19 protein-coding genes and 1 pseudogene are annotated in these 26,392 nt (G+C 72.0%); 17 read left to right on the forward strand and 3 right to left on the reverse strand.

Features of this window, described 5'->3' with window-relative positions; genetic code table 11:
• Positions 1-171: 171 nt before the first annotated feature.
• Positions 172-1,593, reverse strand: coding sequence for a COG1470 family protein (locus tag WA762_RS02765; RefSeq protein ID WP_335932609.1), 1,422 nt, complete (start codon positions 1,591-1,593; stop codon positions 172-174).
• 210 nt (positions 1,594-1,803) lie between these two features.
• Here WA762_RS02765 and WA762_RS02770 point away from each other — a divergent pair, with 210 nt between their 5' ends.
• The 6 genes and pseudogenes from WA762_RS02770 to WA762_RS02795 all read left to right on the forward strand — a co-directional run bounded on the left by WA762_RS02770 (position 1,804) and on the right by WA762_RS02795 (position 10,355).
• On the forward strand, positions 1,804-2,430 hold the full coding sequence (locus WA762_RS02770) for a response regulator transcription factor (protein WP_335932610.1): 627 nt from the start codon (positions 1,804-1,806) through the stop codon (positions 2,428-2,430).
• Positions 2,431-2,732: 302 nt separating this feature from the next.
• Positions 2,733-4,892, forward strand: a complete 2,160-nt coding sequence (locus tag WA762_RS02775) for an HYR domain-containing protein (RefSeq protein ID WP_335932611.1) — start codon at positions 2,733-2,735, stop codon at positions 4,890-4,892.
• 57 nt (positions 4,893-4,949) lie between these two features.
• Positions 4,950-5,804: a Pvc16 family protein gene (locus tag WA762_RS02780; RefSeq protein WP_335932612.1), complete on the forward strand. Its 855-nt coding sequence runs from the start codon at positions 4,950-4,952 to the stop codon at positions 5,802-5,804.
• Positions 5,801-7,978 (forward strand): ATP-binding protein, encoded by a 2,178-nt coding sequence (locus WA762_RS02785; protein ID WP_335932613.1) that lies wholly within the window; start codon positions 5,801-5,803, stop codon positions 7,976-7,978. The genes WA762_RS02780 and WA762_RS02785 overlap by 4 nt, the downstream gene beginning before the upstream one ends.
• A 116-nt stretch (positions 7,979-8,094) precedes the next feature.
• Positions 8,095-8,874 (forward strand): annotated as a pseudogene (locus tag WA762_RS02790) (alpha/beta fold hydrolase); the annotation flags it as partial.
• A 191-nt stretch (positions 8,875-9,065) separates the two neighbouring features.
• Complete coding sequence (locus tag WA762_RS02795; RefSeq protein ID WP_335932614.1) at positions 9,066-10,355, forward strand: cytochrome P450; 1,290 nt, start codon at positions 9,066-9,068, stop codon at positions 10,353-10,355.
• Positions 10,356-10,420: 65 nt separating this feature from the next.
• On the opposite strand, the gene WA762_RS02800 is transcribed toward WA762_RS02795, so the two are convergent.
• Positions 10,421-10,981 carry a hypothetical protein gene (locus tag WA762_RS02800; RefSeq protein ID WP_335932615.1) on the reverse strand — a complete coding sequence of 187 codons (561 nt, stop codon included), beginning with the start codon at positions 10,979-10,981 and terminating at the stop codon, positions 10,421-10,423.
• On the reverse strand, positions 10,978-14,643 hold the full coding sequence (locus tag WA762_RS02805; protein WP_335932616.1) for a hypothetical protein: 3,666 nt from the start codon (positions 14,641-14,643) through the stop codon (positions 10,978-10,980). The genes WA762_RS02800 and WA762_RS02805 overlap by 4 nt, the downstream gene beginning before the upstream one ends.
• Before the next feature lie 519 nt (positions 14,644-15,162).
• Here WA762_RS02805 and WA762_RS02810 point away from each other — a divergent pair.
• From WA762_RS02810 to WA762_RS02860, 11 genes are all read left to right on the forward strand, one after another.
• Entirely contained in the window at positions 15,163-16,716 is a 1,554-nt protein-coding gene (locus WA762_RS02810) for a phage tail sheath family protein (protein ID WP_335932617.1), read from the forward strand.
• A 159-nt stretch (positions 16,717-16,875) separates the two neighbouring features.
• On the forward strand, positions 16,876-17,319 hold the full coding sequence (locus WA762_RS02815) for a phage tail protein (RefSeq protein ID WP_335932618.1): 444 nt from the start codon (positions 16,876-16,878) through the stop codon (positions 17,317-17,319).
• A 2-nt stretch (positions 17,320-17,321) separates the two neighbouring features.
• Positions 17,322-17,864, forward strand: coding sequence for a hypothetical protein (locus WA762_RS02820; protein WP_443080502.1), 543 nt, complete (start codon positions 17,322-17,324; stop codon positions 17,862-17,864).
• Positions 17,861-18,004 carry a DUF6760 family protein gene (locus WA762_RS02825; RefSeq protein WP_335932619.1) on the forward strand — a complete coding sequence of 48 codons (144 nt, stop codon included), beginning with the start codon at positions 17,861-17,863 and terminating at the stop codon, positions 18,002-18,004. Before WA762_RS02820 ends, WA762_RS02825 begins: the two co-directional genes overlap by 4 nt.
• A 30-nt stretch (positions 18,005-18,034) precedes the next feature.
• On the forward strand, positions 18,035-20,077 hold the full coding sequence (locus tag WA762_RS02830; protein WP_335932620.1) for a hypothetical protein: 2,043 nt from the start codon (positions 18,035-18,037) through the stop codon (positions 20,075-20,077).
• A 205-nt stretch (positions 20,078-20,282) separates the two neighbouring features.
• Entirely contained in the window at positions 20,283-20,720 is a 438-nt protein-coding gene (locus tag WA762_RS02835; RefSeq protein ID WP_335932621.1) for a phage tail protein, read from the forward strand.
• A 5-nt stretch (positions 20,721-20,725) separates the two neighbouring features.
• Positions 20,726-21,538 carry a CIS tube protein gene (locus tag WA762_RS02840; RefSeq protein WP_443080498.1) on the forward strand — a complete coding sequence of 271 codons (813 nt, stop codon included), beginning with the start codon at positions 20,726-20,728 and terminating at the stop codon, positions 21,536-21,538.
• Complete coding sequence (locus WA762_RS02845; protein WP_335932622.1) at positions 21,538-23,604, forward strand: VgrG-related protein; 2,067 nt, start codon at positions 21,538-21,540, stop codon at positions 23,602-23,604. The genes WA762_RS02840 and WA762_RS02845 overlap by 1 nt, the downstream gene beginning before the upstream one ends.
• Positions 23,605-23,631: 27 nt before the next feature.
• On the forward strand, positions 23,632-23,925 hold the full coding sequence (locus WA762_RS02850) for a PAAR domain-containing protein (RefSeq protein ID WP_335932623.1): 294 nt from the start codon (positions 23,632-23,634) through the stop codon (positions 23,923-23,925).
• Positions 23,926-23,930: 5 nt separating this feature from the next.
• The gene (locus WA762_RS02855; protein WP_335932624.1) at positions 23,931-24,344 is read left to right on the forward strand and encodes a GPW/gp25 family protein; all 414 of its coding nucleotides are present in this window, start codon (positions 23,931-23,933) and stop codon (positions 24,342-24,344) included.
• An 87-nt stretch (positions 24,345-24,431) separates the two neighbouring features.
• Entirely contained in the window at positions 24,432-26,390 is a 1,959-nt protein-coding gene (locus WA762_RS02860; RefSeq protein ID WP_335932625.1) for a putative baseplate assembly protein, read from the forward strand.
• Positions 26,391-26,392: the final 2 nt, after the last annotated feature.

Consider the following 26,392-nt stretch of genomic DNA (forward strand, 5'->3'; position numbering starts at 1 on the left):
GGCGTACTCCGTTCGTCCGGCGGGGCGTACTCCGCCCACCTGGCGGAGGCGTTTCGCGCTCGCGTTCGGCAGGACGCTCTCCGCTCGTCCGGCGGGGCGTACTTCCCTCGTCCGAGGGGGCGTTCCCCGCTCCCGTCCGTCCGCCTCGGGCGGCCGCTCGCGGGCGGTCCGTCAGCCCGCCGTGCCCGGGGCGTCCGCCGCGTCCGTGCGCATCGTGCCGCCGAGGAACAGCGACTCCGCGCATCGCGAGGGTGTCGGCGCGTTCACCGGCTTCCCCACCTTCCGGCAGTCGACGGTCATGGTGACCTTGCCGCCTGCGGGCACCAGGATCGGCGTGACGAAGTGGTAATCGGAGTCCCGGAAGTTCTCCAGCGCCAGCCGGAGCACGGGCGTGTCCCGGCCGGAGGAGACGACGAGCGTTCCCGCGTCGCCCTGCGGGTTCTGGACCACGATGTCCGTGAGCTGGAAGGTGTGCCCCTTGGGCACCTGGAGCGCCGTCGACGTGCTGGAGCCGCCGCCCACCGAGTCCCTGACCTGCACCTGCGCACTGGTCGGGGCCGCACCGCCCGTGCCGTCCCCGGCACCCGCCGAGGCACCGGCACCCGCCGAGGCACCGGTGCCGGCCGTGGCGCCCGTGCCGGACGAGCCCCCGTTCGCGTTCCCGTTCGTGTTGCCGTTCGCTCCGGCGTCCGCTCCGGCGTTCGCGCTTCCGGAGGAGGTCCCGGCACCGGTGTCCGTTCCGGCCGAGGCCCCCTGATCCGGGCTCCCGCTCTTGTCGGCCGCGGCGGCGGACCGGACCGCCTCCGGTGTGATCGCCTCCCTGGCCGCCGACTTCACCGCCGGCCGCAGCAGCGCGTACCAGAGCCCGACCAGCGCGATCAGCAGCACGGCCGCGGTGATCAGCGCCCGGGGCAGCCAGCGCGGCAGGATCGGTTCCTGCTGGTAGGAGCCGTCCAGGAGCACGGGGGTGGCCGGGTCCCGGCCCTCCGCCACCTCCGCGATGGCGACGACCTGGAAGGGGTGGGTGATCGGCGCACCGCGCCACATGCGCTTCGCCGGCCGTACCCACACCTTCGCGAACTCGGCCCGGCCCGGTTCGATCCGCAGGGTGTCCGAGCCGAACGAGACCCGGGCCCGTTCCGTGCCCGAGCGGGTCTCCAGCCGGACCGTGGCCGGCGTGTTCCCCCGGTTGTCGACGGCGATCTGGTGCCTGCCGCGCCAGGCGCCGTTCGATCCGCGCGGCACCAGCTCGGCGGTGGTCTCGGTGAAGGGCAGCACGGTCACCCGCCCCTCGGGCACCACCGTGTCGCCCTGCTCGCTGGTGGGCACCACCCGGATTCCGAAGGGCGTCTCGCCCGCGAGTACGGTGGAGTCGCGGGGCGGGCGGAGCATGAGCGAGACCGTACGGGAGTCGCCCGGGTACAGGGACAGCGTCGCCGGCTCCACACTCGACCAGGCGGCACACGCGCCGACCACCTCGAAGCGGTATTCCTCGACCGTGCTGCCGGAGTTGAGGATCCGCAGCGGGACGGCCGTTTCCTCGCCCGGTGCGGCAGAGACGGACGAATCGTCGAGGCTTGCCGTGAGACTCATAGGGCCGAACCGTAGGGTCGGGCCCGGGTCCGGGCACCGGCCGTTGAGGAACACATCAGGGCAGATTCCATGCCCGCGACGGCCGTTTTGTTTCCCTGTGGGTAAAGGCGGGCATCGTCTGACAGCCTCAAGACGAGCGAGACATACGAACAGCCGTGATGGTTGTGTTCGCCGTGGTGCCACCGGCTGTTGCCCAGGGGGAGCATTGCCATGGAGCGAACCACTGTCGCATTACGGGCCCAGGATCCGATCTCGCGGGCGGGCGTGGCGAGTCAGCTGCGCACCCGTCCGGAAGTCAGTGTGACGGACTGGTCCGAAGGAGACGTCTCACCCCAGATCGTGGTCGTCGTCGTGGATGCGGTCGACGACGAGGTGCTGACGATGCTGCGTCACATTCAACGCACCAGCACCGCGCGGACGGTGCTCGTGACCACGGACATCGACGAGCAGAAGCTGGTGAGCGCCGCGGAATGCGGTGTCGCCGGGGTGGTCCGGCGGTCCGAGGCGACTCCGGACCACCTGGTGCAGGTCATCGGGACGGTGGCGCGGGGCGAGGGGCATCTCCCTTCCGACCTGCTGGGACGGCTCCTCGAAGAGGTCGGCCGCCTTCAGGGGCAGGTGCTGGGACCGCGCGGCCTGCACTTCACCGGTCTCGCGGCGCGCGAGGTCGATGTTCTGCGACTGGTCGCGGAGGGGTACGACACCGCGGACATCGCGACGAAGCTGGCCTATTCCGAGCGCACGATCAAGAACGTGCTGCACTCGGTGATGACCCGGCTGCAACTGCGGAACCGGTCGCACGCGGTCGCGTACGCGATGCGCCAGGGGCTGATCTGAGCCGTCGGCTGCCCTGGCTGCCCTAAAGGGCACCGGGGGCTTCCCGTGGTTGTGGCTCACGTGCCGCTGCGGTGCGGAGGCCGGTACGCGACCGTGGCGCCCGGACGCCGATCGGCCGACGGTGGGGGAGGACTTCCGTGCGCTGGTTCCATCCACCGCGGTGGGCGACGCGGTCGCGGTCGCGGCTGCTGCCCAGTACGCGGACGGGGACGAGGACGGGGAAGCGGCCGGGGCCCGGGCAGACGCGGCCGGGGCACTCGTCGTCCGCAGCCGGCGCCTCGTTCGGCTCCGCGCCCGGTTCCGTGTCGGGTTCCGGGCCCGGCAAGGCGTTCGGCTCCGCGGCCGGTCCCGTGTCGGGCTCCGGGCCCGGTAACGCGCCTGGTTCCGTACCCGGCTACGCGGCCGTCTCCGGGCCCGCCTACCGGCACGGGCGTTCCGCGTCCCGCAGGACCCTCGCCGCGCTCCGTGTTCCGGCGCTGGTCCTGGCCCTGCTGGCCACCGGCATCGCGCCCGGCTCGGCTGTGAGCCCGGGAGCGCTCGCGGCGGGGGAGCCGAGGGTGGCGGAGCCCGAGCCCTGGGTCACCCCCGCCGTCTTCACCGACGCGGTCGATCCGGGCGGTTCCACAGGTGTGGACAAGCAGGTGATCACGCCCGCGATTCCGCCGCGTCCGGACGTGATCCTGCTGGTCGACGGCACGGGCAGCATGGAAGTCCCCATCCGGCGGGTGAAGGAGCGGATTCCCGAGATCACGAAGGCGATCCGCGACGAGCAGCAGGACTCCCGCTTCGCCGTGGCCACCTTCGGCGACCAGGAGGTCGACCCCGACGCCGGTTTCAAGGTGCTGCAAGGGCTGACCTACGACCTGGGCGAGGTGCAGACGGGCGTCGACCAGCTCAAGGCCGACATGGGCGGGTACAGCAAGGGCCCGTCCGAGGACTGGATCTACGCCCTGTGGAAGCTCGCCAACGGCGGTGACGGGAAGACCGTGTTCCGCCCCGACTCCAGCCCCGTCGTCGTGCTGGTGGGGGACGCCTCCAGCCACGAGCCCAGCAACGGGCGGTCGTTCAACGACGCGCGGTACGCCCTTGAGGACGCGGGGGCGCGCCTCATCGCCGTGGACCTGACCAGCGACAGGGGCGACGGCCTCAACGGAAACGGCCACCGGCCCCCGTACCACGACGACACGCACCCGCCGGACCAGGCCAGACGTCTGGTGACCGCCACCAACGGCCGGATGCTCGAAGACATCGAGGGCAACGACGTCGTCGACGCCATCATCGCCGGATTCAGCAATCTCCCCACCAACGTGGGCTACCGGCTGGACGACTGCGACCCGCATCTCTCCGTCAGCCTCGAACCGCCCACCCGGAGCGTCATCAGCGGCGACACCGCGCATTTCGCGGAGAACATCGACGTCTCCGCCGACGCGCCCCAGGGCGCGCGGCTCACCTGCACCGTCCAGTTCCTGATGGGCACCCAGGCGCCCGGCTCGGAAGCCATCGGACCGGCCGCTGCGGCCGACCCGGACTTCCAGGAACAGATCACCATCGACGTGAACGACATCGACGCCCCCGTCGTCACCGTGGACGACCTGATCGTCCGGGCCAAGGACGAGAAGGGCGCGCGCGTGACGTACACGGCCACCGCCGAGGACGCCACCGACGGAGCGCTCCCGGTGACCTGCACTCCGCCCTCGGGCTCGCTCTTCCCGGTCGGCGTCACCACGGTGACCTGCTCGGCCACCGATTCGGCGGGCAACACCGGCACGGACACGGCGCGAATCGAGGTCCTGGAGGCCCCCGTGCCGCCCTCGGCGGACGTGGCGGTGAAGGCCGACGTCCGTCCGGACCGCACCTACACCGGGCGTCCCGCCCGCGCCCGCTTCATCGTCACCAACGCGGGCCCGGACGCGGCGACGGGTGTGGTGATCGGCTCGACCTGGCCGAAGCCGCCGCGGGCGACGGACCGCGCCCTGGCCGCCCTCACCCGCTGCACGGCCGCCAAGCCGTGCACCATCCCGGCCGGCGGTCGCATCGAGGTGACGCAGACCGCGACGTACCGGGCAGCGGTCACCGGTGACGTACGGGCCACCGTGCGCGCCACGCTGCCCGACCGCCGGAAGGCGAACAACCGGGACACCGATCGACTGCGCGTGCTGAAGCCCTCGTTGACCGTCACTCCGCAGGTCGTCAAGCCGGGCCAGGTGGCGCTGGCGCGAGGCAAGGACTATCCGCCGGGGCAGCGCGTACGTTTCACGTGGAACATCGGGATCAACGCGGAGATGTCCGCCGTGATCGTGGGCCGCGACGGCACCTTCGAGGTCCAGATCCCCGTGCTGCGCAAGGACAAACTGGGCCCGCGCGAGCTCCGGGTGGACACCCGCGACATCGACCGGCTGCGGAAACCGGTCCTGGTGGTCCAACGGAACCTCCAGCCACCGGACTTCGCGGGGCGCGCATGAGAGACCCGGCATGAGAGAGCCGCGTATGCGCTCGGGCTGCTGTACAGGAGTGATCGGATGATCCACGAGGTCGACGACGTGCTGCGGTCCCTGATCAGGGCGGAGGTGCTCGAAGGCGGTCAGATCGCGGTGGTCTTCGACGCGCCCACCCGCGAGTGGGCGGCGAAGGTCAACGCCCCCATGGTCAACCTCTATCTCTACGACATCCGCGAGGACATGCGGCGACGCGAGCGCGGGCTGCACAACGAGTACGACGAGCGCGGCACCATCGTCGCGCGCCGCCGCCCGCCCCGCTTCTTCAAGCTCTCGTACCTGATCACGGCATGGACGAAGCGCCCGGAGGACGAACACCGGCTGCTCGCGTCCCTGCTCGGCTGCCTGCTGCGCTACGAGGCGCTGCCGCCGGAACGGCTGACGGGCACCCTGGCCGAGATCGGGGCCGCGGTGCCGATGTCGATCGCGCTGCCGCCGCCGGAGGACCGCTCGTTCGCCGATGTGTGGAGCGCGCTGGGCGGCGAGCTGAAGCCCTCGCTGGACCTGGTGGTCAGCGTGCCGGTGACGGCGTCGCCGAGTTATGTGGCCGGCCCGCCGGTGGGCGACGAGGGGGTGCAGGCCCGGTTCGGGGACATGCCGGAGCGGGACGAGCCGCCCTCGGAACCGATGCCGGGGCACGGCCGCCTCCCGGTGTACGGGGGCCGGCCGGGCAGGCCCGCCCGGCCGGCGCCGGACGACGTCCACCGGGGCGCCGGAGCGGAGCGCCGCCGCGGCCTCTCCCTCCGCATCACCGAGAACCGGGGCGCGCCCGGCGGGACGGTGCACGGGTCGGCCGGCACGGCGGCGGACGGGGGGCGCGTGGCGGGGAACGGGGAGGGCAGAGCGGGGGACGACGACGCGGAGGGCAGCGCGTCATGACGACCGAGGACGACGCGAACCTGCGCCATCTCCTCGCCCGCGCGGCCGCGGTGGAGCAGCGCGTCCGGCGCGCGGTGGAGGCCAGGCAGCTCACCGACCCGGACCCGGACAACGCCTTCCGCGGCCTCTACCTCACGGACGACGCCATCACGCGGCTGCTGGACTCGAAGGAGGCCCGCGCCTTCCCGTCCCCCGTCCCGGGTGACGGCGACGCGTACGACGACGTTCCGTACGAGGAGGTGCTGTACGCGGAGGGGCCGCACGAGGAGGCGTCGTACGCGGAGGGGCCGCACGCGGAGGCGCCGTACGCGGAGGCGCCGCACGGGGGCACCGCGTACGACGAGGCGGCGGTGAAACCGTCCCGGCTCGGCTCCCTGGCGGCGGAGTTCGGGCTCACCGCCCTCGACGTCGAGATCCTGCTCATCACGCTCGTCCCCGACCTGGACGACCGCTTCGAGGCGTTCTACGGCTACCTCAACGACGACGTCACCCGTCGCCGCCCCTCGATCGGCCTGGCCCTGGGCCTGTGCGGACTGTCGCCCGCCGATCGGGCGGCCCGCGGTCGGCTGTCGGCCCGGGGGCCGCTCCGGGAGGGCCGTCTGCTGCTGGTCGAGGACCTCGACCGCCCGTTCCTGAGCCGTGCGCTCCGCGTCCCCGACCGGGTGACCGCCCATCTGCTGGGCGACGACACCCCCGATCCCCGGCTGGCGGACCTTCTCGCCCCCTGGCACGCCGTACCGGGCGTCGGCGACCCCGCCCCGCTGGCGCGGGCCCTCGCCCAGGACGTCTCGCTGGTCTACCTCCGCGAGGAGCAGGGCGGCGCGGGCACCGCCTTCGCCGCCGCCGCGCTGACCGGCGCCGGCCACCGGGTCCTGGGCCTGGACCTGGCGAGGCTGGCCGAGGACCCGTCGCCCGCCGACGCGATCCGTTCCCTCGTCCGCGAGGCCCGGCTGACCGGCGCCGGGCTGGTCTGCGCCCCGCTCGACGCCGTCTCCCGCGACCACCCGGGGCTGCTCCGGCAGCTCACCGGCACGCCGGTCCCCGTGATCCTGGTGGGCCGGGTCCCCTGGGACGCGGCCTGGTCCGCCGCGCCGCCGCTCCTCCTGCCCGCCCCCCGAGTGACCCCCGTGACCCGGGCCGCGCTCTGGACCGACGCGTACGGCGAGGCGTCCGGCGCCCCCGTACCCGGCGCCGTGGACGTCGACCGGCTGCTGTCGCCGTTCCTCCTCACCCCGGAACAGACCACCCGCGCCGCCCGGGGCGCGGCCCAGGCCACCCGGCTGGCGGACGGCGCCCTCACCCCCGACCACGTACGCCACGGCGCCCGCGCCCAGAACGCGGCGGGCCTGGACCGGCTGGCCCGCCGCATCGAACCCTCCGTCACCTGGGACGACCTCGTCCTGCCACCGGACACCCACGCCCAGCTCCGCGAACTCACCGCCCGCGCCCGCCACCGCGACCGGGTCCTGGGCGAGTGGGGCATGCGCCCCGGCGGCGGCCGGGGCCGGGGGGTGTCGGCCCTCTTCGCGGGCGACTCCGGCACCGGGAAGACCATGTCCGCCGAGGTGATCGCCGCCGACCTGGGGCTCGACCTGTACACGGTCGACCTGGCCACGGTGATCGACAAATACGTGGGCGAGACGGAGAAGAACCTGGAGCGCATCTTCTCCGAGGCCGCGGGCGTGAACGGGGTCCTCCTCTTCGACGAGGCCGACGCGATCTTCGGCAAGCGCTCGGACGTGAAGGACGCCCACGACCGCTACGCGAACGTCGAGAGCGCGTATCTGCTCCAGCGCATGGAGTCCTTCAGCGGCCTGGCCATCCTCGCCACCAACCTCCGCGCCAACCTCGACGACGCCTTCACCCGCCGTCTCGACCTGGTCGTCGACTTCCCGGTCCCGGACCCCGGACAGCGCCTCGTCCTCTGGGAACGCTGCCTGGGGCCCGTACTCCCTCGTGACACCGGCCTCGATCTCGCCTTCTGCGCCGAGAACTTCGAACTGGCGGGCGGCAACATCCGTTCCATCGCCGTGACGGCCGCCTATCTGGCCGCGGACACGGGCGAACCGGTGACGATGCCGATGCTGATCCACGCCGTCCAGCGCGAGTACCAGAAACTGGGCCGCCTGACGCTGGCCTCGGAGTTCGGGCCGTACCTGGAGCTGCTGGGGTGAGACGCGGCGCCGGGGCGTCCGCTCCCGTGCCCTTGCGCGAGACGGGAGTTGTCGCCACCGTGGTCAGCACCGACCGGTGACCGGGCCGGCCGGTTCCTCAGGTGACGGGAGTCCGTGTGACCGCGACGTTTGTCCTGCCCCACGAACTGCACGGCGACGGTGCGCACAAGGTGATCGCGGTGCACGGCTGGCTGGCCGACCGTTCCGCCTACGCCCCGGTGCTGCCGGACCTGGACTTCGGCTCCTTCCAGTACGCGGTCGTGGACCTGCGCGGATACGGCGAGGCCAGGGGCGTGGACGGTGCGTACACCGCGGCCGAGGGGGCCGAGGACGTGCTCGCGCTGGCCGACCGGCTCGGCTGGGAACGGTTCTCGCTGATCGGCCACTCGATGGGCGGATCCGTCGCGCAGCGGGCGCTGGCCGCGGCGCCGCACCGGGTGCGCAGGCTCGTCGGGGTCTCGCCCGTCCCCGCGTCCGGCGTACCGTTCCCGCCCGAGCAGTGGGACCTCTTCGCGGGGGCGTCGCACGCGCCCGAGAACCGTCGGGTCATCCTCGACCTCACCACCGGGGGCCGCCGCCCGGCCGCCTGGCTGGACCGCATGGTGCGCCGTTCGCTCGAACGCAGCGACGCCGAGGCGTTCCGGACCTGGCTGGACTCCTGGGCGCGCGAGGACTTCCACGAACGGATCGAGGGCTCGCCCGTGCCGGCCCTGACGGTGGCCGGCGCACTGGACCCGGCGCTGTCCGCCGAGGTGCAGCGCGCCACCTGGATGCGCTGGTACCCGCGCGCCGAGCTGGTGGAGCTGCCGTCGTGCGGGCACTACGCGATGGACGAGGCTCCGCTCGACCTGATCCGCGTGGTCGAGGACTTCCTGCGGGCGGACGACCAGGCGGACGGCCGGGCCGATGGGCGGGACGGCGAGCGGGCCGACGGTCAGGCCGACGAGCGGATCGGCGGCCGGGGCGATGGGCGGGACGGTGGGCTGAACGACGGGCGGGGCGACGACCGGCCTGACGGCCGGGCCGATGGGCGGGCCGGTGGGCGGGCCGATGGGCGGGACGACGGGCTGGACGACGGGGCGACCGCGTGAGCGGGGGCGTTCCGGGGCCGTCGGCGCAGGTGCCCGTACCGGACGTCTTCGACCCCCGGCTCTACGCGCGGGGCGTCCCGCACGACCGCTACCGCCTTCTGCGCGACCACCATCCCGTGGCCTGGCAGGAGGAGCCGGAGATCCTCGGCTGGCCGGCCGGGCCCGGATTCTGGGCGGTCACCCGGTACGAGGACGCCGTCCGGGTCCTCAAGGACGCGTCGACGTACTCCTCGTACCTCGGCGCCACTCAGATCCGCGACCCGGACCCCGCCGACCTGCCGTTCATCCGCCGGATGATGCTCAACCAGGACCCGCCGCACCACCGCCGGCTGCGCACCCTCGTCAGCCGGGCCTTCACGCCCCGGCGCGTGGACCGCTTCGGGGCGACCGTCCGCGAGCGGGCGCGCTCCCTGTTCGACGCCGCGGTCGCCGAGGCCCGCGCCACCGACGGCACCTGCGATCTCGTCGCCCGGGTCACCGACGACTACGCCCTCCTCAACCTCACCGACCTGCTCGGCGTACCGGACGGCGACCGCGGCCTCCTCCTCCACTGGACCCGGCGTGTCATCGGCTACCAGGACCCCGACGAGGCCGGAACGCCGGCGACGGGTCCGGACGGCAGGCCGGTCGACCCTCGCTCCCCGGCGGCCCTGCGCGACATGTTCGACTACGCGCAGGAGCTCGCCGCCCACAAACGCCGGCATCCCGCCGACGACGTCATGACCTCCCTGGCCACGGACCCCGAACTCACCGGACCCGAGCTGGAGATGTTCTTCTTCCTGCTGGTCGTGGCGGGCAACGACACCGTACGCAGCGCGGCCCCGGGCGGCCTGCACCTCCTGGCCGAACACCCCGACGCCTACGCGCGACTGCGCGCGGGCGACGTGCGACTCGCCGCCGCCATCGACGAACTGCTCCGCCGCCACCCGCCGGTCCTGACCTTCCGCCGCACCGCCGCCCGCGACACCGAGCTGGCGGGCACCCTCATCCGGGCCGGCGACAAGGTGGTCGTCTTCCACGCCTCGGCCAACCACGACGAACGCGTCTTCCCCGACCCGTTCGCCCTGGACCTCGCCCGAACCCCCAACCCCCACCTCTCCTTCGGCGACGGCCCCCATGTCTGCCTCGGCGCCCACTTCGCCCGCCTGCAACTGGGGGCCCTGTACGAGGAGGCCTGCCGAGCCCTGCCGCCCGGCCCCCTCCGACTCGCCGGGCCGCCGGGACGCCTGGTGTCGAACTTCATCAACGGGATGAAGTCGCTCCGGGTGCGGGTGGCCGACTGCTGAGGGAGCCGGAAGGCAGGTCGAGGCTGGCAGGGTGCACATGGCGGCAGAATAAAGAAAGGGAAGTGTTAATGCTTTGCGATGGAATTCCTCATCATTTCCCAATCCTGTCGGTGCGCTTTCCTCCCTGTGGGTGCTTTAAGTGCGCAGACAGCAACGGGGGGGTCTGTCAAGGTGATCTCCGCGCCTTGTGAGTGTTGCCAATGCATAGGTGGAGGAGTCTTATCGAAGTCCTCTCGATATGCTGCAATGATCTTAATCTCTTCTTGGATCTCGGTTGCGTACAGAAGCCTGCCGTACGACTGGGCCGTCGTTACCCTGCCTCCTCCGATGTACGCGGCATAGAGAGTTCGCCAGGTCGGGTCTCGGTATTCGGCAACCAAGAAAAGTTCGGACCTTACCAGTTCTATCTTGGCGGCCATCCTCGCCAGTTGCTCTGGTGTCATCCCCATCGGCCTCCCGAAGCTAGGCGACAGGGGCGCGTCGTGTACTGAATGCCAGAATTTCATGCTGTCGCTCCTGAGGGCGTTCACGACTTCGTCGGACTCCGAACTGACCGCTCTATTTCCGGCCCAATCGAGGTCCAGGTATGAATTAAAGAATGTTACGGCCTCTTCCAAGGTTGTCACTGACTTGCACTCCTTCTTATGAAGAGGTGATCATCGGACTGAATGGGGATTGTGCTGCTCATTGGCGGCACATCGGATGCGGTGGACTTAAGGGTAAACTCGTAAATGACAGCCATGACGCGCCGCACCGGCGGATTCAAGAGTATGTTTATCAGTTTCTTGAGCTGAGCTTCGGAGTCGGGGTCGCCTGGCGTGTACCATTCCTGACTCTGAATGTTCCTCATGAAAACGTCTTTTAGTAGCTCTCCGAAAGTCACAGTCACTGTCAGATCCATCGCCACTTGGCCTCGCGTCAAGCTGTGAGTCTCGGCAAATGCCAGTACTTCGTTCGCTATGTCCGACTCTGCGTCTCCCATGATCTTTTTGTTGTAGTGATCACTGGCTGTTACTAGATTGAGCGCGTCACGGTATCCTGACCCCCCAAACCAGTCGGCAATTACGTGGGAACGGTTGAGGTTTTGATTCGGGATGAACCCCGGAGAATCTTGAGTCACTCCCCGCGGGTCGCCCGGTTCCTTGAGTCGTAAATCGACCCCCTTGACTTGCAGCTCCATTCCGCTTTTTAGATCTTCGGTGATCGTGAAGGTCTTTCCGGCAGCCGTTCGTACTGTGGTGACCCGCTTATCCGGGGTGCTTCTCGCCTCGTCCAGCGTGACGGATACGGGGCGGAAGTTTGTATGCTCGCGATCCTCTGCCGAGGGGGGGAACGGTTCGTATAACCCATAGGTCTCACGGTTGGCGCGAAATTTCATCGACCTGAGAATGGTGAGGGTTTCGGGTACGTCCCGAACGGCCTGTCTGCCCTGCTTCTTGAGCTCCTTCAGCGCTTCATTCCCAAGTAGAGTGATGAACTTTCTTCGTATGGGACTCTTGACCCCGAATACGTACCCCTCGAACGCTGCCGCTGTTATTTCGCGACTGTTCCCTTCGTAAAACTTCTTTTTTACGTCGCGTGCGGTGTCGTCTTGTTGGATATACTCCATTCCTTTGGTTTCGGTATTATCGAGTACACCCCTTTCCCATAGCTGACCTGATCCAGTCTTCGGTCGCTTTATTTGGTGCTCCCACCAGTGACTGTGGACCTTCTCCTTGAAGGCGGGGGCGAATTTGTTCAGCTGGCTCTTTATTTTTTCGATGTCGTTGTACTGCCCCAACGGGTGATCGCTCGCCTTCATGGAGAGCGAGAATCCAGCCCCTTTGCTAGTTGCTGTGAAGCCTTTTATCCATGTAAATTTTTTCTGCAGTCCTCGCAAGTCTGCAGTGACGACGTCTATTGGTGAATCCTTTTTGTTGTGGTTGGATATAATTCTCCTTGCTCGACGGAGGGCTTGAGGGAGTTCTCTGCGTTTTTTCTCCTGCGCCTTCTTGTCGTTGCCTTTCCCCTCTTCTGATTTTCCTTTAATTCTCGCCCAGAGTTTCTTTCCGGCTTTGGCGATGAATCCGACGATTTTGTCGATGGCGCGGTTGACCGGCCGGGCGACGGCGTGGAAGACGCTCTTGACCTTGTTGGCGAGGCTGCCGATGCCCAGCAGGGAGGCCAGGAAGCCGATGAGGAGAGGGACGCTGGCGGCGAGGGCGGTTTCGATGAGTTTGGGAACGCCGGCGGTGCCGCCGTCGGCGATGGCGATGACGGAGTCGAGGACGGCGTTGACGAATTCGATGATCTGGGCGCCCTGGTTCACGATGAACGTGACGATGTCGATGATTCCCTTGACCGCGCGGACGAAGGCGGAGGCGGGGTTGAGGAGGGAGATGATCCAGGTGATGCCGGCGATGATGACGGTGGGGATCAGGTAGCTGGTGAGTTTCTGGAGGATGGTGGCCTTGAGGTCGCCGGCCTCGGCCTGGATTTCCTTGACGGCGCCGGCGGGGCCTTCGGCGGCGAGTTTCTTCGCGACGGGGAGGGAGGTCTCGACGGCGGTGAGGGCCTGGTCGGGGATGCCCTTGCGGGTGATGCGGGCGCGGATGTTGGCCCAGGTCAGGCCCAGGAGTGAGCCGATGAGCTGGATGATGCCCTTGAGGTCGAAGCGCTGGGGGAGCGCGAGGCCGGCCTTGACGGCGGTGCCCAGGAGCCAGGAGACGACGCCGGTCCTGAGGTGGTCGGCGACGTTGGCGATGAAGAGCTGGAGTCCGGCGCCGACGGCGTGGACGAGGTTGCTCAGGAACCCGATGGGGTCCTTGATGATCTTCATGATCGCGGAGGCGGCCTTGGCGAGGATGCCGAGGAGGAGGTTCTTGAGCTCGTTGATCGTCTTGAGGACGCCGACGATGGCGTCCTTGGCCTTGTCGATCAGGCCCTTGTTGGCCTCCTGGAGTTTCTTGATCTCCTCGTCGATCTTGTTGAGGGCCGCGGTGTATTTCTGGGCGAGGTCCTGGACGAGCTGTTCGGATTTCTCGTTGACGGTCGATTCGAGGTCGTCGAACCTGCCCGCGAAGTCCTTGGCGGCGTCCTGGCCGAACTGGCGCAGGTCGGCGGGGAGTTTGTCGACCTCGGCCTTCAGCTCGCCGCGGCCCTTCGCGATGCGGGCCTTCGCGCGGCCGAGTTCGGTTCCGATGATGTCGGCGACCGAGGAGATGACCGTCCGCATGCGGGAGACGTAGAGCTTGCGGGCTTCCTGGTAGATGGTGTCGGCCTCCTTGGGGAGGCCGGCGAACTTGTCCTTGAGCCAGCGGGCCTTGCCTCTCAGGCCGGAGTAGCGCTTGTCCTTGTAGGCCTTCATGCGGCGTTCGTGGTCGGCGGTGAAGGCGTCCCGGGCGGCCTTCTCGCCGGCGGTGAACGCGGTGTCGACCTTCTTGTCCAGGCCGGACAGGGTCTCCTCGACGTCCTTCTTCGTCGCGTCGTAGACCTTCTGGAGCTTCGCGGTGGCCTCGGCGCGGCGTTTCTCGTCGCGTGACTTGGTGTCGCTCTTGCCGCCGTCGACCTGCTTTCCGGCGGCGGTGCGGGTCGCGGTCAGGGCGGTCATGGCCTGTGTCCCGGCAGCGGCCGCGCCGGCCTTGGCCGTGGAGAGCTGCTGGTTCTCGGCGGCCCTGCCCTTGGCGGGGGCCTTGGCGGAGTCCGCTTCGGCGGTCTTCTTCGCGGACAGGGCCTCGTCGAACGCGGGCTCGTTGCCCTTGGCGAGTTGTTCCTCGGTGACGTCGGCGTCCGCGAGGGCCTTGTCGTTGGCGGCGGGGCCCTGGGAGAAGTCGGTGACGGCGGCGGGCTGTCGGTCGGGGGCGGCGTCCGCGGCGGAGGGGGCGCCGGGGTTGGCGGGCGGTTGGTCCGGGGTCATCGGGGTGACGGGTTTGTCCTTGGCCGCCGCGGTGTCGGGCGGGGCCTTGGTCGCCGTCTCGATGTCCTTGGCGGAGGAGTCCTTGCCGGCGGAGACCTTTCCGTCGACCGTGGACTTGATCGCGTCGGCCTTGCCGGACTCGGCGAACTTGTCGGCGTCGTCGAGGTTCTTGGGCGCCTGGGAGGCGATCGCTTTGTCGACGGCCTCGATGAACGCCGCTTTGTCGAACTCGCCGGGCTTGGCGGTGTTCATCTTCTCGGCGTTCGCCGCCTTGCCCTGGGCCTGTTTGTCGTCGGGGGGCGCGACGGCGGCGTCCTGTGCGGACTTCGACTCCGCGGCGGCCGGGGCGTGGGCGGCCAGCCGGGTCTTCTTGGCCGCGACATCCGACTTCACGCGGCGGAAGCCGGGGGCCTGGGCGGGGGAGGGCTTGACGGGGGCGGTGTAGCGCTGGGCGACCAGGCGGGCGACGGCCGCGTTACCGGCCGCGCGTTGCAGCCGTTGCAGGCTGCGCGGATCAGGTCCGGGGGACGGCCGGTCCGCGGGCGGGCGCTGCGGAGGGGGAGCCGTCGTACGGGACACCGCCGTACCCGCCGGACCGGGCCTGGCGCGGGCAGCGGCAGCGGCCGGATCCCGCTCCGGAACCGCCTTCATCCACCCTCCCGGCCCACCGCTTCCCCGGCCCGTCGGTACGCGTCGCGCCCGGCCCTGCCGCCGTCCCAGGGTGTGCGGGCGGGGACATGCGTGCGCAGGGCGGGAGGGCGTGCGTCGGGGCAGCGCGCGGTCGTGCGCACGGGCGGGGACGTTGCCTGATCGGGCAGTGGCCGGTGCACGGGCGGGCGGCCGTGCGTCCGTTCCCGGTGATCGCGGCTGTCACCAGAATGGCGGGCGTTCCCCGGCCAAGGAGAAGCTCATATGCCGTCGTACCTGTCCCCGGGCGTCTACGTCGAGGAGATCGAGTCCGGGTCCCGGCCGATCGAAGGGGTGGGCACCTCGGTCGCCGCCTTCGTCGGCTTCGCGCGGAAGGGCCCGTTCGACGAGCCGACGCTGATCACCAACTGGAGCCAGTTCACGGCGACGTTCGGTGACTTCCTCGACGGCGCGTATCTGGCCACCGCCGTCCACGGGTTCTTCGCCAACGGCGGCGGCGTCTGCTATGTGGTGCGCGTCGGCGACGGCACCGAGCCGGCTCCGGAGGACGCGGACGAGGCGCCGGCCGCCGGGGCGCTGCCGCCGGGTTCGGAGTCGCGGCTCGGGCCGTACGCCGTGAAGCCGCGCCCCGGCGTGGTCGGCGAGATCACCGTGGAGGTCGCGGAGGCGGAGGGCGACGACCCGCCCTCCGATGTGTTCCGGCTGCTCGTGAAGCGGGACGGGCAGGTCGTGGAGACGTACCCGAACGTCACGACCAAGCGCAGCAAGGAGAACGTCGCCACCCGGGTCAACGCCGCCTCGGAGCTCATCGAGATACGGGAGCCGGGGCGCGGCGCCGCCCCCGCCGTCCCCGAGCCGCAGAGCGTGGTCCTGGCCCCCGCCGCGCCCGCGCCGGCCGGCAGCGGGGCGCTGACCCCCGAGGTGTACGTCGGCGATCCGGACCGCCGCACCGGGCTGGGCGGTCTGGAGGCCGTGGAGGAGGTCACCACGGTCGCGGTGCCGGATCTGATGAGCGCGTACGAGCGCGGGCTGCTGGACCTGGAGTCGGTCATCGCCGTGCAGCAGGGGCTGATCACCCACTGCGAGCTGATGGGCGACCGGGTCGCGATCCTCGATCCGCCGCCCGGGCTCTCCCCGCAGCAGGTCCGGGCCTGGCGCGGCGACCGGGCCAACTTCGACTCCAAGTACGCCACGCTCTACTACCCGTGGATCTCGGTCGCCGACGCGTCCTCCGGGCGGTCCCGGCTGGTGCCGCCGAGCGGCCACATCGCCGGGGTGTGGGCGCGCAACGACGACACGCGCGGGGTGCACAAGGCCCCCGCCAACGAGGTCGTACGGGGAGCGGTCGCGCTCCAGACGCAGCTGACCAAGGGGGAGCACGACCAGCTGAACCCGATCGGGGTGAACTGCGTCCGGTCGTTCCCCGGCCGCGGCATCCGGATCTGGGGCGCGCGCACCCTCGCCTCCGACCCGGCCTGGCGCTATCTGAACGTCCGGCGTCTCTTCAACTACCTGGAGGAGTCGATCCTCGCCGGTACCCAGTGGGTCGTCTTCGAGCCGAACGACGACGCCCTGTGGGCCCGCATCCGGCGCACCGTCTCGGCGTTCCTGGTCAACGAGTGGCGCAGGGGGGCGCTCTTCGGGCTCACCCCGGAGGAGGCGTTCTACGTCAAGTGCGACCGCGAGACCAACCCGCCGGAGAGCATCGACGCGGGCCAGGTCGTCTGCGAGATCGGAGTGGCGCCGGTCAGGCCCGCCGAGTTCGTCGTCTTCCGGCTCTCGCAGCTGAGCGAGGGCAGCGGCGGCGTCGACGAATGACCCGGCCCGGTCCATGACCGTCGGCCCGCGCGCACGGGGCGCGTCAGGTGCGTCAGGCGTCAGGTATGAGCCGTAGGAACGGCAGGAACGGCAGGAACGGCAGGAACGGCAGGAACGGCAAGAGCGGCAAGAGCGGCAAGAGCGGAAAAGGAGCCTGTTGTGCCACTTCCCGATCTCGACAGCACCGTCGGCGCGTCGTTCGGCCTCGAATTCGACAGCGTCGTCATCAAGCAGATCACCGAGGTCAGTGGTCTGAAGATGGAGCAGGACGTCATCGAGCTGAAGCAGAACACCGCCGACGGCCGCTACGCCATCAAGAAGCTCCCCGGCCGCCCGAAGGCCGGCGAGGTGACCGTGACCCGGGGCCTCACCGAGGACAACAGCTTCGAACGGTGGATCAAGGACTCCCGGTTCGGCCGGATGCCGACGGCCCGGCGCAACGGCGCGGTCATCGTGTACGACCACGAGGGCGTCGCCATCAAGCGCTACAAGCTCATCAACGCCTGGCCGAAGTCCCTGGAGATCGGCACCCTCAAGGCCGGGGACACCTCGGTGCTGACGGAGAAGCTCGCGATCACCTACGAGAGCATGGAAGTCGACTGATGATGCTGCGGCGTACGGCGCCGGCTCCCGCACCCGGGCCCGCTCCCGCTTCCCTGTCCGCGTCCGGGTCCGGCGCGGGCGGGGACGGCCCGGAACGGGCCGCGACCGGCCACGGCGGCGGCCACGGGAGTGGCGGTGGCAACGGCAGCGGTCACGGTGGCGGCCGACGGGACACCCTGCGCACCGAGTTCGCCTTCGAGCTGCCGCGCGGGTACGTCGACGACGCGGGCGTCGTGCACCGCACCGGAGTCATGCGGCTGGCCACGGCACGCGACGAACTCGTACCGCTGCGGGACGACCGGGTGCGCGAGAACTCCGCGTATCTCTCGGTCGTGCTCATCGCCCGGGTGGTCACCCGGATCGGCACGATCGACGACGTCCACCCCGGCGTCATCGAGGACCTCTTCGCCTCCGACCTGGCGTTCCTCCAGGACTTCTACCGGCGGATCAACGCCGAGGGGCACACCCGCGCCGCCGTCACCTGCCCGGCCTGCCAGGAGGAGTTCGCGGTGAACCTCGCCGGTGGCCGCCTGGGGGAATCGTGACGTACGCGACCGACCTGCTGTACGAGGAAGTCGCGTACCTGGCCTACCACTTCCACTGGCCGCTCGACGAGCTGCTGGATCTGGAACATCCGGAACGTCTGAGGTTCGTCGAGCAGGTCGCCCGTCTCAACGGGCGGTAGCGAGGAGCGCGGGGGAGGGGCGAAGAGTTCATGGGCCTGATGTCCTGGCTGCGCGACGGCGGCTCCCGGCTGCTCGGCGGCGGCCGCGCGGAGAGCGGCGCGCCGACCGGCGCGGGAGGTCCCGCCGTCGGGGCCGGAGCGAGGAGTCCGGGGGGTGGCGGGGGAGACGTCGTCCCGTTCACCGCCCCGCGTGAGCGCGTGGACCTGAGCGAACTCCCGCCGCTCCAAAGGACCGTGGCGGCCCAGGAGCTGGTCGTGGATCCGACCGGGTTCCAGGGGTCGCTCTCCACCCGGCGGGACGTCGCGCTCGGTACGCCGCTGGGCCATCTGGTCAGCCCGGACGCGCCCATGGGGCTCGTGCACGGGGTCACCGCCCCGGCTCCGGCGGAGCGGGGAGCCGCCGCCGTGCAGCGGTCGGCGGGCGCGCCGGGCGAGGCGTCGGGCGCGGTGCCGGGAGCGGTCTCGGCGGGGTTGCCGGTCCGGGGCGGGGCCTCGGCGCCGGTCGCGGCCGTCTCCGTCGGCGTGCCGGTGCTCGGGTCCGTCGGCGTGCAGCGGGCCATGGCCGGGCGGCCGGCGGCGATGACGTCCGCCGGGGACGAGAGCGCGGCCCGGCTGCCGGTGCGTCGTCTGGTGGGCGAGCAGTCGTTCGCGGCCGCGTCGGACGGTCACGGGGCGGCTTCCGGGCAGCCGGTCGCCGCCGCGTCCGCGCCGGAGTCCGGGGCCGGGGCCGTGTCCCCGTCCGGGCCGCCGCCCGTACAGCGTTCGGTGACGGGCCCGGCCGTGGACCGGCCCCGGCGCGCGCCCGGGCTGGGCGCGCCGCTGCCGGGGCTGCCGCCGACCGCGCAGCGCCGGCCCGCCGCCACGGACGCCGGGGTGGAGACCGGCTCCTCCCGGACACCCGTCGCCCGGAGCGCGGAGGACGTCGGCGGTTCCGGCGGTTCCGGTGGTTCCGGTGGTTCCGGTGGTTTTGACGGCTCGGACGGCTCAGACGGCTCCGGCGGCTTCGACGGCGTCCCCGGGGCGGCCACCGAATCCGGCGGTGCCGGGGCCCCCTCGGGCCCGGAGACGTCGCCGCCGTTCCCCGGGCCCGGGGAGGCCACGGCCCCGCTGCTGGGCGACGATCCGCTGCTCCCGGCTCCGGCGGCGGACCCCGTTCCGGCGTCCGGTACGGCGGTGCAGCGCCAGGCCGACCCGTCCGCCGGCGCGCCCCTGGCCCCGGCCGGTGCCGCCGGCCCGCTCGCGCCGCTGCTGGCCGACAGGCCGCTGGCGCCGTACGCCGGCCGGGGCGGTACCCCCGGCGGGCCCGCCCCGGCCGTCCAGCGTTCCGGCGCGCCCGACGCGTCCGGGGCCGGCGGCCTCGGGACGGCGACCGGTGTGCCGGGGCCGGAGGCGGCCGTACCGGTGCGCTGGACGTCCGCCGGGGAGGGCGGACCGGCGCGGACGGCGACGGTGGCTCCGGCGGCCCTCCCGGCCGTGGCGCCGGTGCAGCGCGCGGGGCCGCCGGGAGGCGTGCCCGGGAACGTGCCGGGGTCGCTTCCGTCGGCGCAGTCCTGGGTGCAGCGCCAGACGGCCGGCGGGCCGCCGGTGCCGCGTTCGGTGCCGGGCCCCGGCGCCCGTACCGCCTTCCCGGCGTCCTCCGGCGACACGTTCACCACGGCGGGTTCCGTCGCCGTGGCGGCGGGGGTGGCCCAGCGGATGGCGGACGGCAGCGTGGTGTTCGGGCCGCCGCCGTCCGCGTACTCGGCGCCGGTCGTCCAGCGCGAGACGGCGAGCGAGGAACCACCCCCTCCGGACCCGCCTCCCCCGGACCCGCCTTCCTCGGATCCGCCGCCTCCGGATCCGCCGCCTCCGGACCCGCCCCAGGAGCCCGGCCCGGAGCCCGGCCCCGACCCGCCCGGCGCCGCTCCCGGCGGCTCCGACCCGCCGGGAGCCCACGCCCCGGCCGCCGGGGCGCCGCCCGTCGTCACCGACGAACTGGTCCGCGCCCTGTATCCGCCGCTCAGCAGGCTCTTCAAGGCGGATCTGCGACTCGAACGCGAACGGGCCGGATTCCTCATCAACACCCGACGCTGACGGGCGGGCCGGGGGGGAGGGGACGGGGACCGGCGGCACGTACAGCGAGGCGCAGGAGACGAGACACGACGAACGGAACCGACCACGACCGATCACCACCCCACGGAACCGACACGACTCGGCGCAAACGACCGACGGCGACCCGCGAGACGGACGAGCGGCGGCGAACAGCGGCCGCGCCACAGGGAATTGAGAGGTACGTGCCATGGCCACCGCCCCGAACGACGACCCCGCCGTCAGCGTCTGCTTCGTCGTCACCATCGACGACATCGAACTGGGCTCGTTCAACACCTGCGACGGGCTGGGCTGCGAAGTCGTGCTGGAGACGCGGGAGGAGGGCGGGAACAACGGGCATGTGTGGCAGCTGCCGACCCGGCTGAAGTACTCCAACGTCAAGCTCTCCAGGCCGCTGACGAAGGAGACCGAGAAGGTCGCCCGCTGGTTCGCCGCCATGACGACCGGGTTCACCCGCAAGACCGCGCACATCGAGGCGCGGACCGGGGACGGGCAGAAGGTGGCCCAGTGGGGGCTGCTGGAGGTGGTGCCGGTCCGGTGGACCGGGCCCTCCTTCTCCCCGGAGTCGCCCAAGGTCGCGATGGAGACGATCGAGATCGCCCACCACGGCTATGTGATGGAGGGCTGAGAACCGTGAGCGGTGCGGGTCCCATCGCGTTCAGCGCCGCCGGCACGTCCGGGGCGTCGACCGCCGCGCGGGCAGGCGGCGGAGGCTCGGCCCGGCCCAAGCTGGAACACGCCTACCTGGAGCTGCGCACCCCGCCCTCCGGGGGCGGGCTCACCCCCGGCGCGCCCTGCGGGCGGATCGACTTCCAGTTCAACCCCAAGGAGCTGAGCCTCACCAAGGCCGCCTCCTGGAAACGGAGTCCGGCCAAGGGCGCCAAGAGTTCGGGCCCGCCCGAGTACCAGGGCTCGCAGCCCAGCAAGCTCACCGTCGAGATGTTCTTCGACGCGGGCGACACCCACGACACCCGGGTGGTGACGGCGGTGGAGCAGCTCTTCGCGTGCTGTGTGCCGACGAACGAGACGCGCCAGCAGCAGCGTTCGTCGCCGCCGTGGGTGGTGTTCCACTGGGGCGGGCTGACCGGGTTCCCCGGATACGTCAGCCAAGTACAGGCGAAGTACACCCTGTTCACCACGTCGGGCGTGCCGATCCGGGCCGTCTGCCAGGTGACGATGGAGGAGATCAGCGGCGAGACGCCGGGGCAGAACCCGACCTCGGGCGCCCTCGCGGCCCGCCGGGTCCACCGGCTCGGCGCGGGCGACTCGCTGCCGTCGCTGGCCCAGCGCGAGTACGGGGACCCGGCCGCCTGGCGGGTGATCGCGGAGGCGAACGGCATCGACGACCCGATGCGGCTGGCTCCGGGACGGCAGCTGCTGCTCCCCGCGCTGGACGAGCTGAAGCGCCTGGAGGAGGAACGGGAACGGGGCGGGGGGCGGTCCTGATGGCGCAGCCGGGTGTCTCGACCGCGCTGGTGGTGGAGTTCGGGGGCCGTCCGCTGCCGCCGAAGTTCGTGAACACGCTGGTCGAGGGGTACGTCGACGACAGCCGTACGCTCCCCGACCTGTTCCTGCTGCGCTTCCGGGACCCGGACCGGGTGCTGCTGGAACAGGCCGGGCTGAAGATCGGCACCGAGGCCCGGCTGCTGGCCCGCGCGGGCGGCGACACGGTCCCGAAGCCGCTGCTGAAGGGGGTGGTCACCGCCCTGGAGGTGGAACTCGACGAGACCGGCACCTTCACCGTCGTGCGCGGGCTCGACGAGTCGCACCGGCTGTTCCGGGGGCGGCGGGTGGCCAGCTACCAGAACATGACGCTCGCCGACGTCTGCGCCCAGGTCGCCCAGCGCGCCGGGCTGAAACCGGGGGACGTGGACGTGGCCGGGCCCGTCCTCGCGCACGTCGCCCAGCCCAACGTCACCGACTGGGAGTTCGTCGGCTCGCTGGCCCGGGAGGCGGGCGCCCAGGTGTACGTACGGGACGGGCGGCTGCACGTCACCCGGCCCGCGGAGGCGAGCGGCGCGCCCGACGCCTCCGCGCGGGCCGACCGCGACCCGCTGGTTCTGGAGATGGGCGGCAATCTGCTGCGCTGCCGGGCCGGGGTGTCGTCCGCCGAGCAGGTCTCCGAGGTCGAGGTGCGCGGCTGGGACGTCACCACCAAGCAGCCGCTCGTCGGGCGGGCGCCCGCCGGGAAGTCGGCGACGCTGGAGCTGGGGGTGAGCGCGGCGGACGTGACCGCGCCGTTCGGCGAGGCGCGCTTCGTGGTCACGGACGCGGCGTACGGGACGCAGGCCCAGGTGGACCAGGCGGCGAAGGCGCTGGCGGAGCGGATCGCCGGGTCGTTCGCGGAGCTGGAGGCGGTGATCCGGGGCAACCCGGAGGTGCGGGCGGGCAGCGCGGTGGCGCTCAACGCGGTGGGCGCGCCGTTCGAGGGGCGGTACACGGTCACCTCGTCCCGGCACGTCTTCGACCCGGTGCGCGGGTACGAGACCTGGCTCACGGTCTCCGGGCAGCAGGAGCGGTCGCTGTTCGGGCTGACCGGCGGCGGTCCGGGTTCCGGCGGGTCCGGGGCGGATCCCGGGGCCGGGTCGCGCTGCGCGGGGCTGGTCAACGCGACGGTCACGGACACCCAGGACCCGGAGGGCTCGGGCCGGGTGAAGGTGCGGTTCCCCTGGCTGTCGGACGAGTACGCGAGCGACTGGGCACGTACGGCGCAGTCCGGCGGGACCAGCGGCGGCGAGGCGTTCATCCCCGAGGTGGGGGACGAGGTGCTGGTCGGGTTCGAGCACGGGCTGCTGGACCGGCCGTACGTCCTCGCCGGTCTCTACAACGGGAAGGACCGGCCGTCGCAGGGCAGCGGGGCCGGGAGCGGCGGCGGGGCCGGCGGCGCGGGCGGGCCCGGGGGCGCCGGCGGTGGCGGCGGGCCGGGAGGCGCGGCGGCGGGCGGGGCCCCGGACACGTCCGGAGCCGGAGCGGGGACCTCCGGGACCTCGGGCTCCTCCGGGACCTCCGGCGGGGCCCCGGGCGCCGGATCCGGCTCCTCCGGCGGGACTCCGCTCGTCGACCCGACCAGCGGGGCCGTCAACCGCCGCTCGGTCGCCTCCAAGAGCGGCAACCAGCTGGAGATCCTGGACGGCGCGGACGGGCCGCAGGGCGTACGCCTGCTGACCGGCGACGGCAAGCTGAAGATCGACCTCGACCGCAGGGGCACCGTCATCGTGATCAACAGCGACGGCGGCGTGACCATCGAGGCCAAGCAGCAGGTGTCCATCAGGGCGGAACACGGCGTCCGGCTGGACGGCGGCCGGGGGACCGTCGAACTCAGCGGCGACAGCGTCACGTTGACCTCCCGGGGCGGAGTCCGGGTGGACGGCGGCAACGGCGGGGTCGACCTCTCCGCCGGCGGCACGGTGAACGTCCGCGGCGCGCAGGTCGCCGTCGACGGAACACAGCGCACCGACATCAGGGGCGGCGGCTCGCTGTCCATCAACGCGCCCCTGGTGAAGATCAATTGACGGGACGAGCGAGAGGAACGGACTGCCATGGCAGCAGGCGCGGCGGCAGCCGCACGGGTCGGCGACCCCACCGGGCACCCGGGCACGGTCGGGCCGCCCGGCGTCCCCTCCGTGCTCATCGGCGGGCTGCCCGCGGCCACGGTCGGCACCCCGCACCTGTGCGCCGCGCCGCCGCCCGCCGTGCACCCGCCGTCCGCGATCGTGCCGCCCGGCAGCACCACGGTGCTGATCGGCGGGCGGCCCGCCGCCCGGGTCGGGGATTTGGCGGGCTGCGGCGCGCCCGTCGTGTCCGGCTGCCCGACCGTGCTGATCGGGGGCTGATCGGCATGGGCCAGCAGTTCATCGGCGCGGGCTGGGCGTTCCCGCCGCGCACCGACGCCACCGGGTCCATCGCCCTGGTGCGCGGCGAGCACGAACTGGAGGAGTCGATCCGGCTGATCCTCTCGACCTCGCCGGGCGAGCGCCCCATGCGCCCGGAGTTCGGCTGCGCCGTCAACGACTACGTGTTCGCCCCGGCGGACGCCGGCACGGCCGGGCAGCTCGCGTACGAGGTGCGCCTGGCGCTGGACCGCTGGGAGCCCCGGATCGAGGTGACGGAGGTCGTCGTCCGCTTCGACGAGGCCGACGAAGGGGTGCTGTACATCGACATCGGTTACACCGTGCGCGGCGCCAACGACCCCCGGAACCTGGTCTTCCCGTTCTATGTGATCCCGGCGCACGAGGAGGTGGACGGCGCGTGATGACGCTGTCCGGTCCGCATCCGGAGGAGGTGGACGGCCGGTGACGCTGTCCAGCCCGCGTCTGGAGGCGGAGGAGGTGGACGGCGCGTGACGCTGCCCAGTCCGCATCTGGACGACCGCCGCTTCCAGGGCCTGGTCGACGAGGCGAAGCGGCTCGTCCAGCAACGCTGCCCCGAGTGGACCGACCACAACGTGTCCGACCCCGGAGTGACCCTCATCGAGGCGTTCGCGACCATGGTCGACCAGCTCGTCTACCGGGTGAACCGGGTACCGGAGAAGAACTACCTGACCTTCCTCGACCTGATCGGGGTGCGGCTGCACCCGCCCACCGCCGCCCGCACCGAGGTGACCTTCCGGCTCTCCGCGCCCCGTCCCGAACCGGTGCGGGTACGGGCCGGCACGGAGGTCGCGACCGTGCGCACCGAGACCGAGGAAGCGGTGGTGTTCACGACCACCCGCGAACTGGTCGTCACGCCCTGCGAGTTCGCGCACCTGGCGACCTGGCCGGCGTCCGGCGACGCCGCCGACCGCACCGAGGAGCTCGCGCTGGGCCGGGCCGTCCCCTGTTTCGGCCCCGCTCCCACGCCTGGCGACGCCCTCTATCTGGGCCTGTCGGCGGCCGTCCCGGCGGGCGTCGTCGTCCTCCGTCTGGACTGCGCGGTCGAGGGCGTCGGCGTCGACCCGCTGCGCCCGCCGCTGCTCTGGGAGGCGTGGGACGGCGCCGCCTGGACGGCCTGCGAGGTCGAGAAGGACGACACCGGCGGCTTCAACAAGTCCGGGGAGCTGATCCTGCACCTCCCGGAGGGCCACACCCCGGCCGTCGTGGTGCGCCGGACCGGCGGCTGGCTGCGCTGCCGGCTGGTGGAGGCCGCCCCCGGCCAGCCCACCTACATGGCGCCGCCGGTGCTGCGCGGGGTCACCGCGTTCACCATCGGCGCGACCGTCGGCGCGGAGCACGCCGAGACCGTGACCGACGAGGTGCTGGGCACGGCCGAGGGCGTGCCGGGGCAGACCTTCGCGGTGAGCCGCCCGCCGGTCGTGCCCGGCGACTTCGTCGTCGAGGTGTCCGATCCGGCGGGCGGCCCGCACGGCACGGAGTGGACCCGCGTCGACGACTTCGCGCACTCCGGCCCCGACGACCGGCACATCACCCTCGACCCCAACTCGGGCCGGGTGGAGTTCGGCCCGGCGGTGCGGGAACGGGACGGGTCCATCCGCTACTACGGGGCGGTCCCGCCGAAGGGCGCCGCCGTGCGCGTGCGCGCGTACCGCACCGGCGGCGGCCTGCGCGGCAATGTCGCCCGCTCCACGCTCCGGGTGCTGCGCGGCGCCATCCCGTACGTGGCCCGGGTGGAGAACCGGCGCCCCGCGCTCGGCGGTGTCGACGGCGAGACGGTGGAGAGCGCCCGGGTGCGCGGCCCGATGACCCTGCGGACCCTGCACCGGGCCGTCGTCCCGCACGACTACGAGCTGCTGGCGCGGGAGGTCGCCCCCGACGCTTCCCGGGTGCAGTGCGTCCCGGCCGGCGGCGACTCGGACGTGGAGGCGGGCGGGGTGCGGCTGCTCGTCGTACCGGCCGGGCGCAGCGACGAGCAGGGCCGCATCCGGTTCGACGAGCTGATCCCGCCCCAGCACACCCTGGCCCTGATCGCGGGCCATCTGGACGAGCGGCGGCCGATCGGGGCCCGGCTGGTGGTCGAGCCGCCCTACTACCAGGGGGTCACCGTGGTCGCCTCGGTCCAGGCCCGCAGGGGCGCGGCGCCGGAACGGGTGCGGGAGGAGGCGCTGGCCGCCCTCTACCGCTACTTCAACCCGCTCAGCGGCGGGCCGGGCGGCGACGGCTGGCCGTTCGGGCGGCCGATCCAGTCGGGCGAGGCGTTCGCCGTGCTGCAGCAGGTGGCGGGGGTGGACCTGGTGGAGGACGTCCGCCTCTTCCCCGCCGACCCGGTGACCGGACAGCGCGGCGAACCCACCGCCAAGATCGCCCTGGACCGGCACGCGCTGGTCTTCAGCTACGAGCACCAGCTCCGGGTACAGGAGGGCTGACC

The organism is Streptomyces tyrfis (genome assembly GCF_037034285.1).
Classification (GTDB): domain Bacteria; phylum Actinomycetota; class Actinomycetes; order Streptomycetales; family Streptomycetaceae; genus Streptomyces.

Excerpts from the sequence above, each read along its gene's own strand:
- WA762_RS02765 (WP_335932609.1), bottom strand. The coding sequence starts at position 1,593 with ATGAGTCTCACGGCAAGCCTCGACGATTCGTCCGTCTCTGCCGCACCG.
- WA762_RS02780 (WP_335932612.1), top strand. The coding sequence starts at position 4,950 with ATGATCCACGAGGTCGACGACGTGCTGCGGTCCCTGATCAGGGCGGAG.
- WA762_RS02835 (WP_335932621.1), top strand. The coding sequence starts at position 20,283 with ATGGCCACCGCCCCGAACGACGACCCCGCCGTCAGCGTCTGCTTCGTC.
- WA762_RS02810 (WP_335932617.1), top strand. The coding sequence starts at position 15,163 with ATGCCGTCGTACCTGTCCCCGGGCGTCTACGTCGAGGAGATCGAGTCC.
- WA762_RS02770 (WP_335932610.1), top strand. The coding sequence starts at position 1,804 with ATGGAGCGAACCACTGTCGCATTACGGGCCCAGGATCCGATCTCGCGG.
- WA762_RS02785 (WP_335932613.1), top strand. The coding sequence starts at position 5,801 with ATGACGACCGAGGACGACGCGAACCTGCGCCATCTCCTCGCCCGCGCG.
- WA762_RS02820 (WP_443080502.1), top strand. The coding sequence starts at position 17,322 with ATGCTGCGGCGTACGGCGCCGGCTCCCGCACCCGGGCCCGCTCCCGCT.
- WA762_RS02855 (WP_335932624.1), top strand. The coding sequence starts at position 23,931 with ATGGGCCAGCAGTTCATCGGCGCGGGCTGGGCGTTCCCGCCGCGCACC.
- WA762_RS02850 (WP_335932623.1), top strand. The coding sequence starts at position 23,632 with ATGGCAGCAGGCGCGGCGGCAGCCGCACGGGTCGGCGACCCCACCGGG.
- WA762_RS02845 (WP_335932622.1), top strand. The coding sequence starts at position 21,538 with ATGGCGCAGCCGGGTGTCTCGACCGCGCTGGTGGTGGAGTTCGGGGGC.
- WA762_RS02830 (WP_335932620.1), top strand. The coding sequence starts at position 18,035 with ATGGGCCTGATGTCCTGGCTGCGCGACGGCGGCTCCCGGCTGCTCGGC.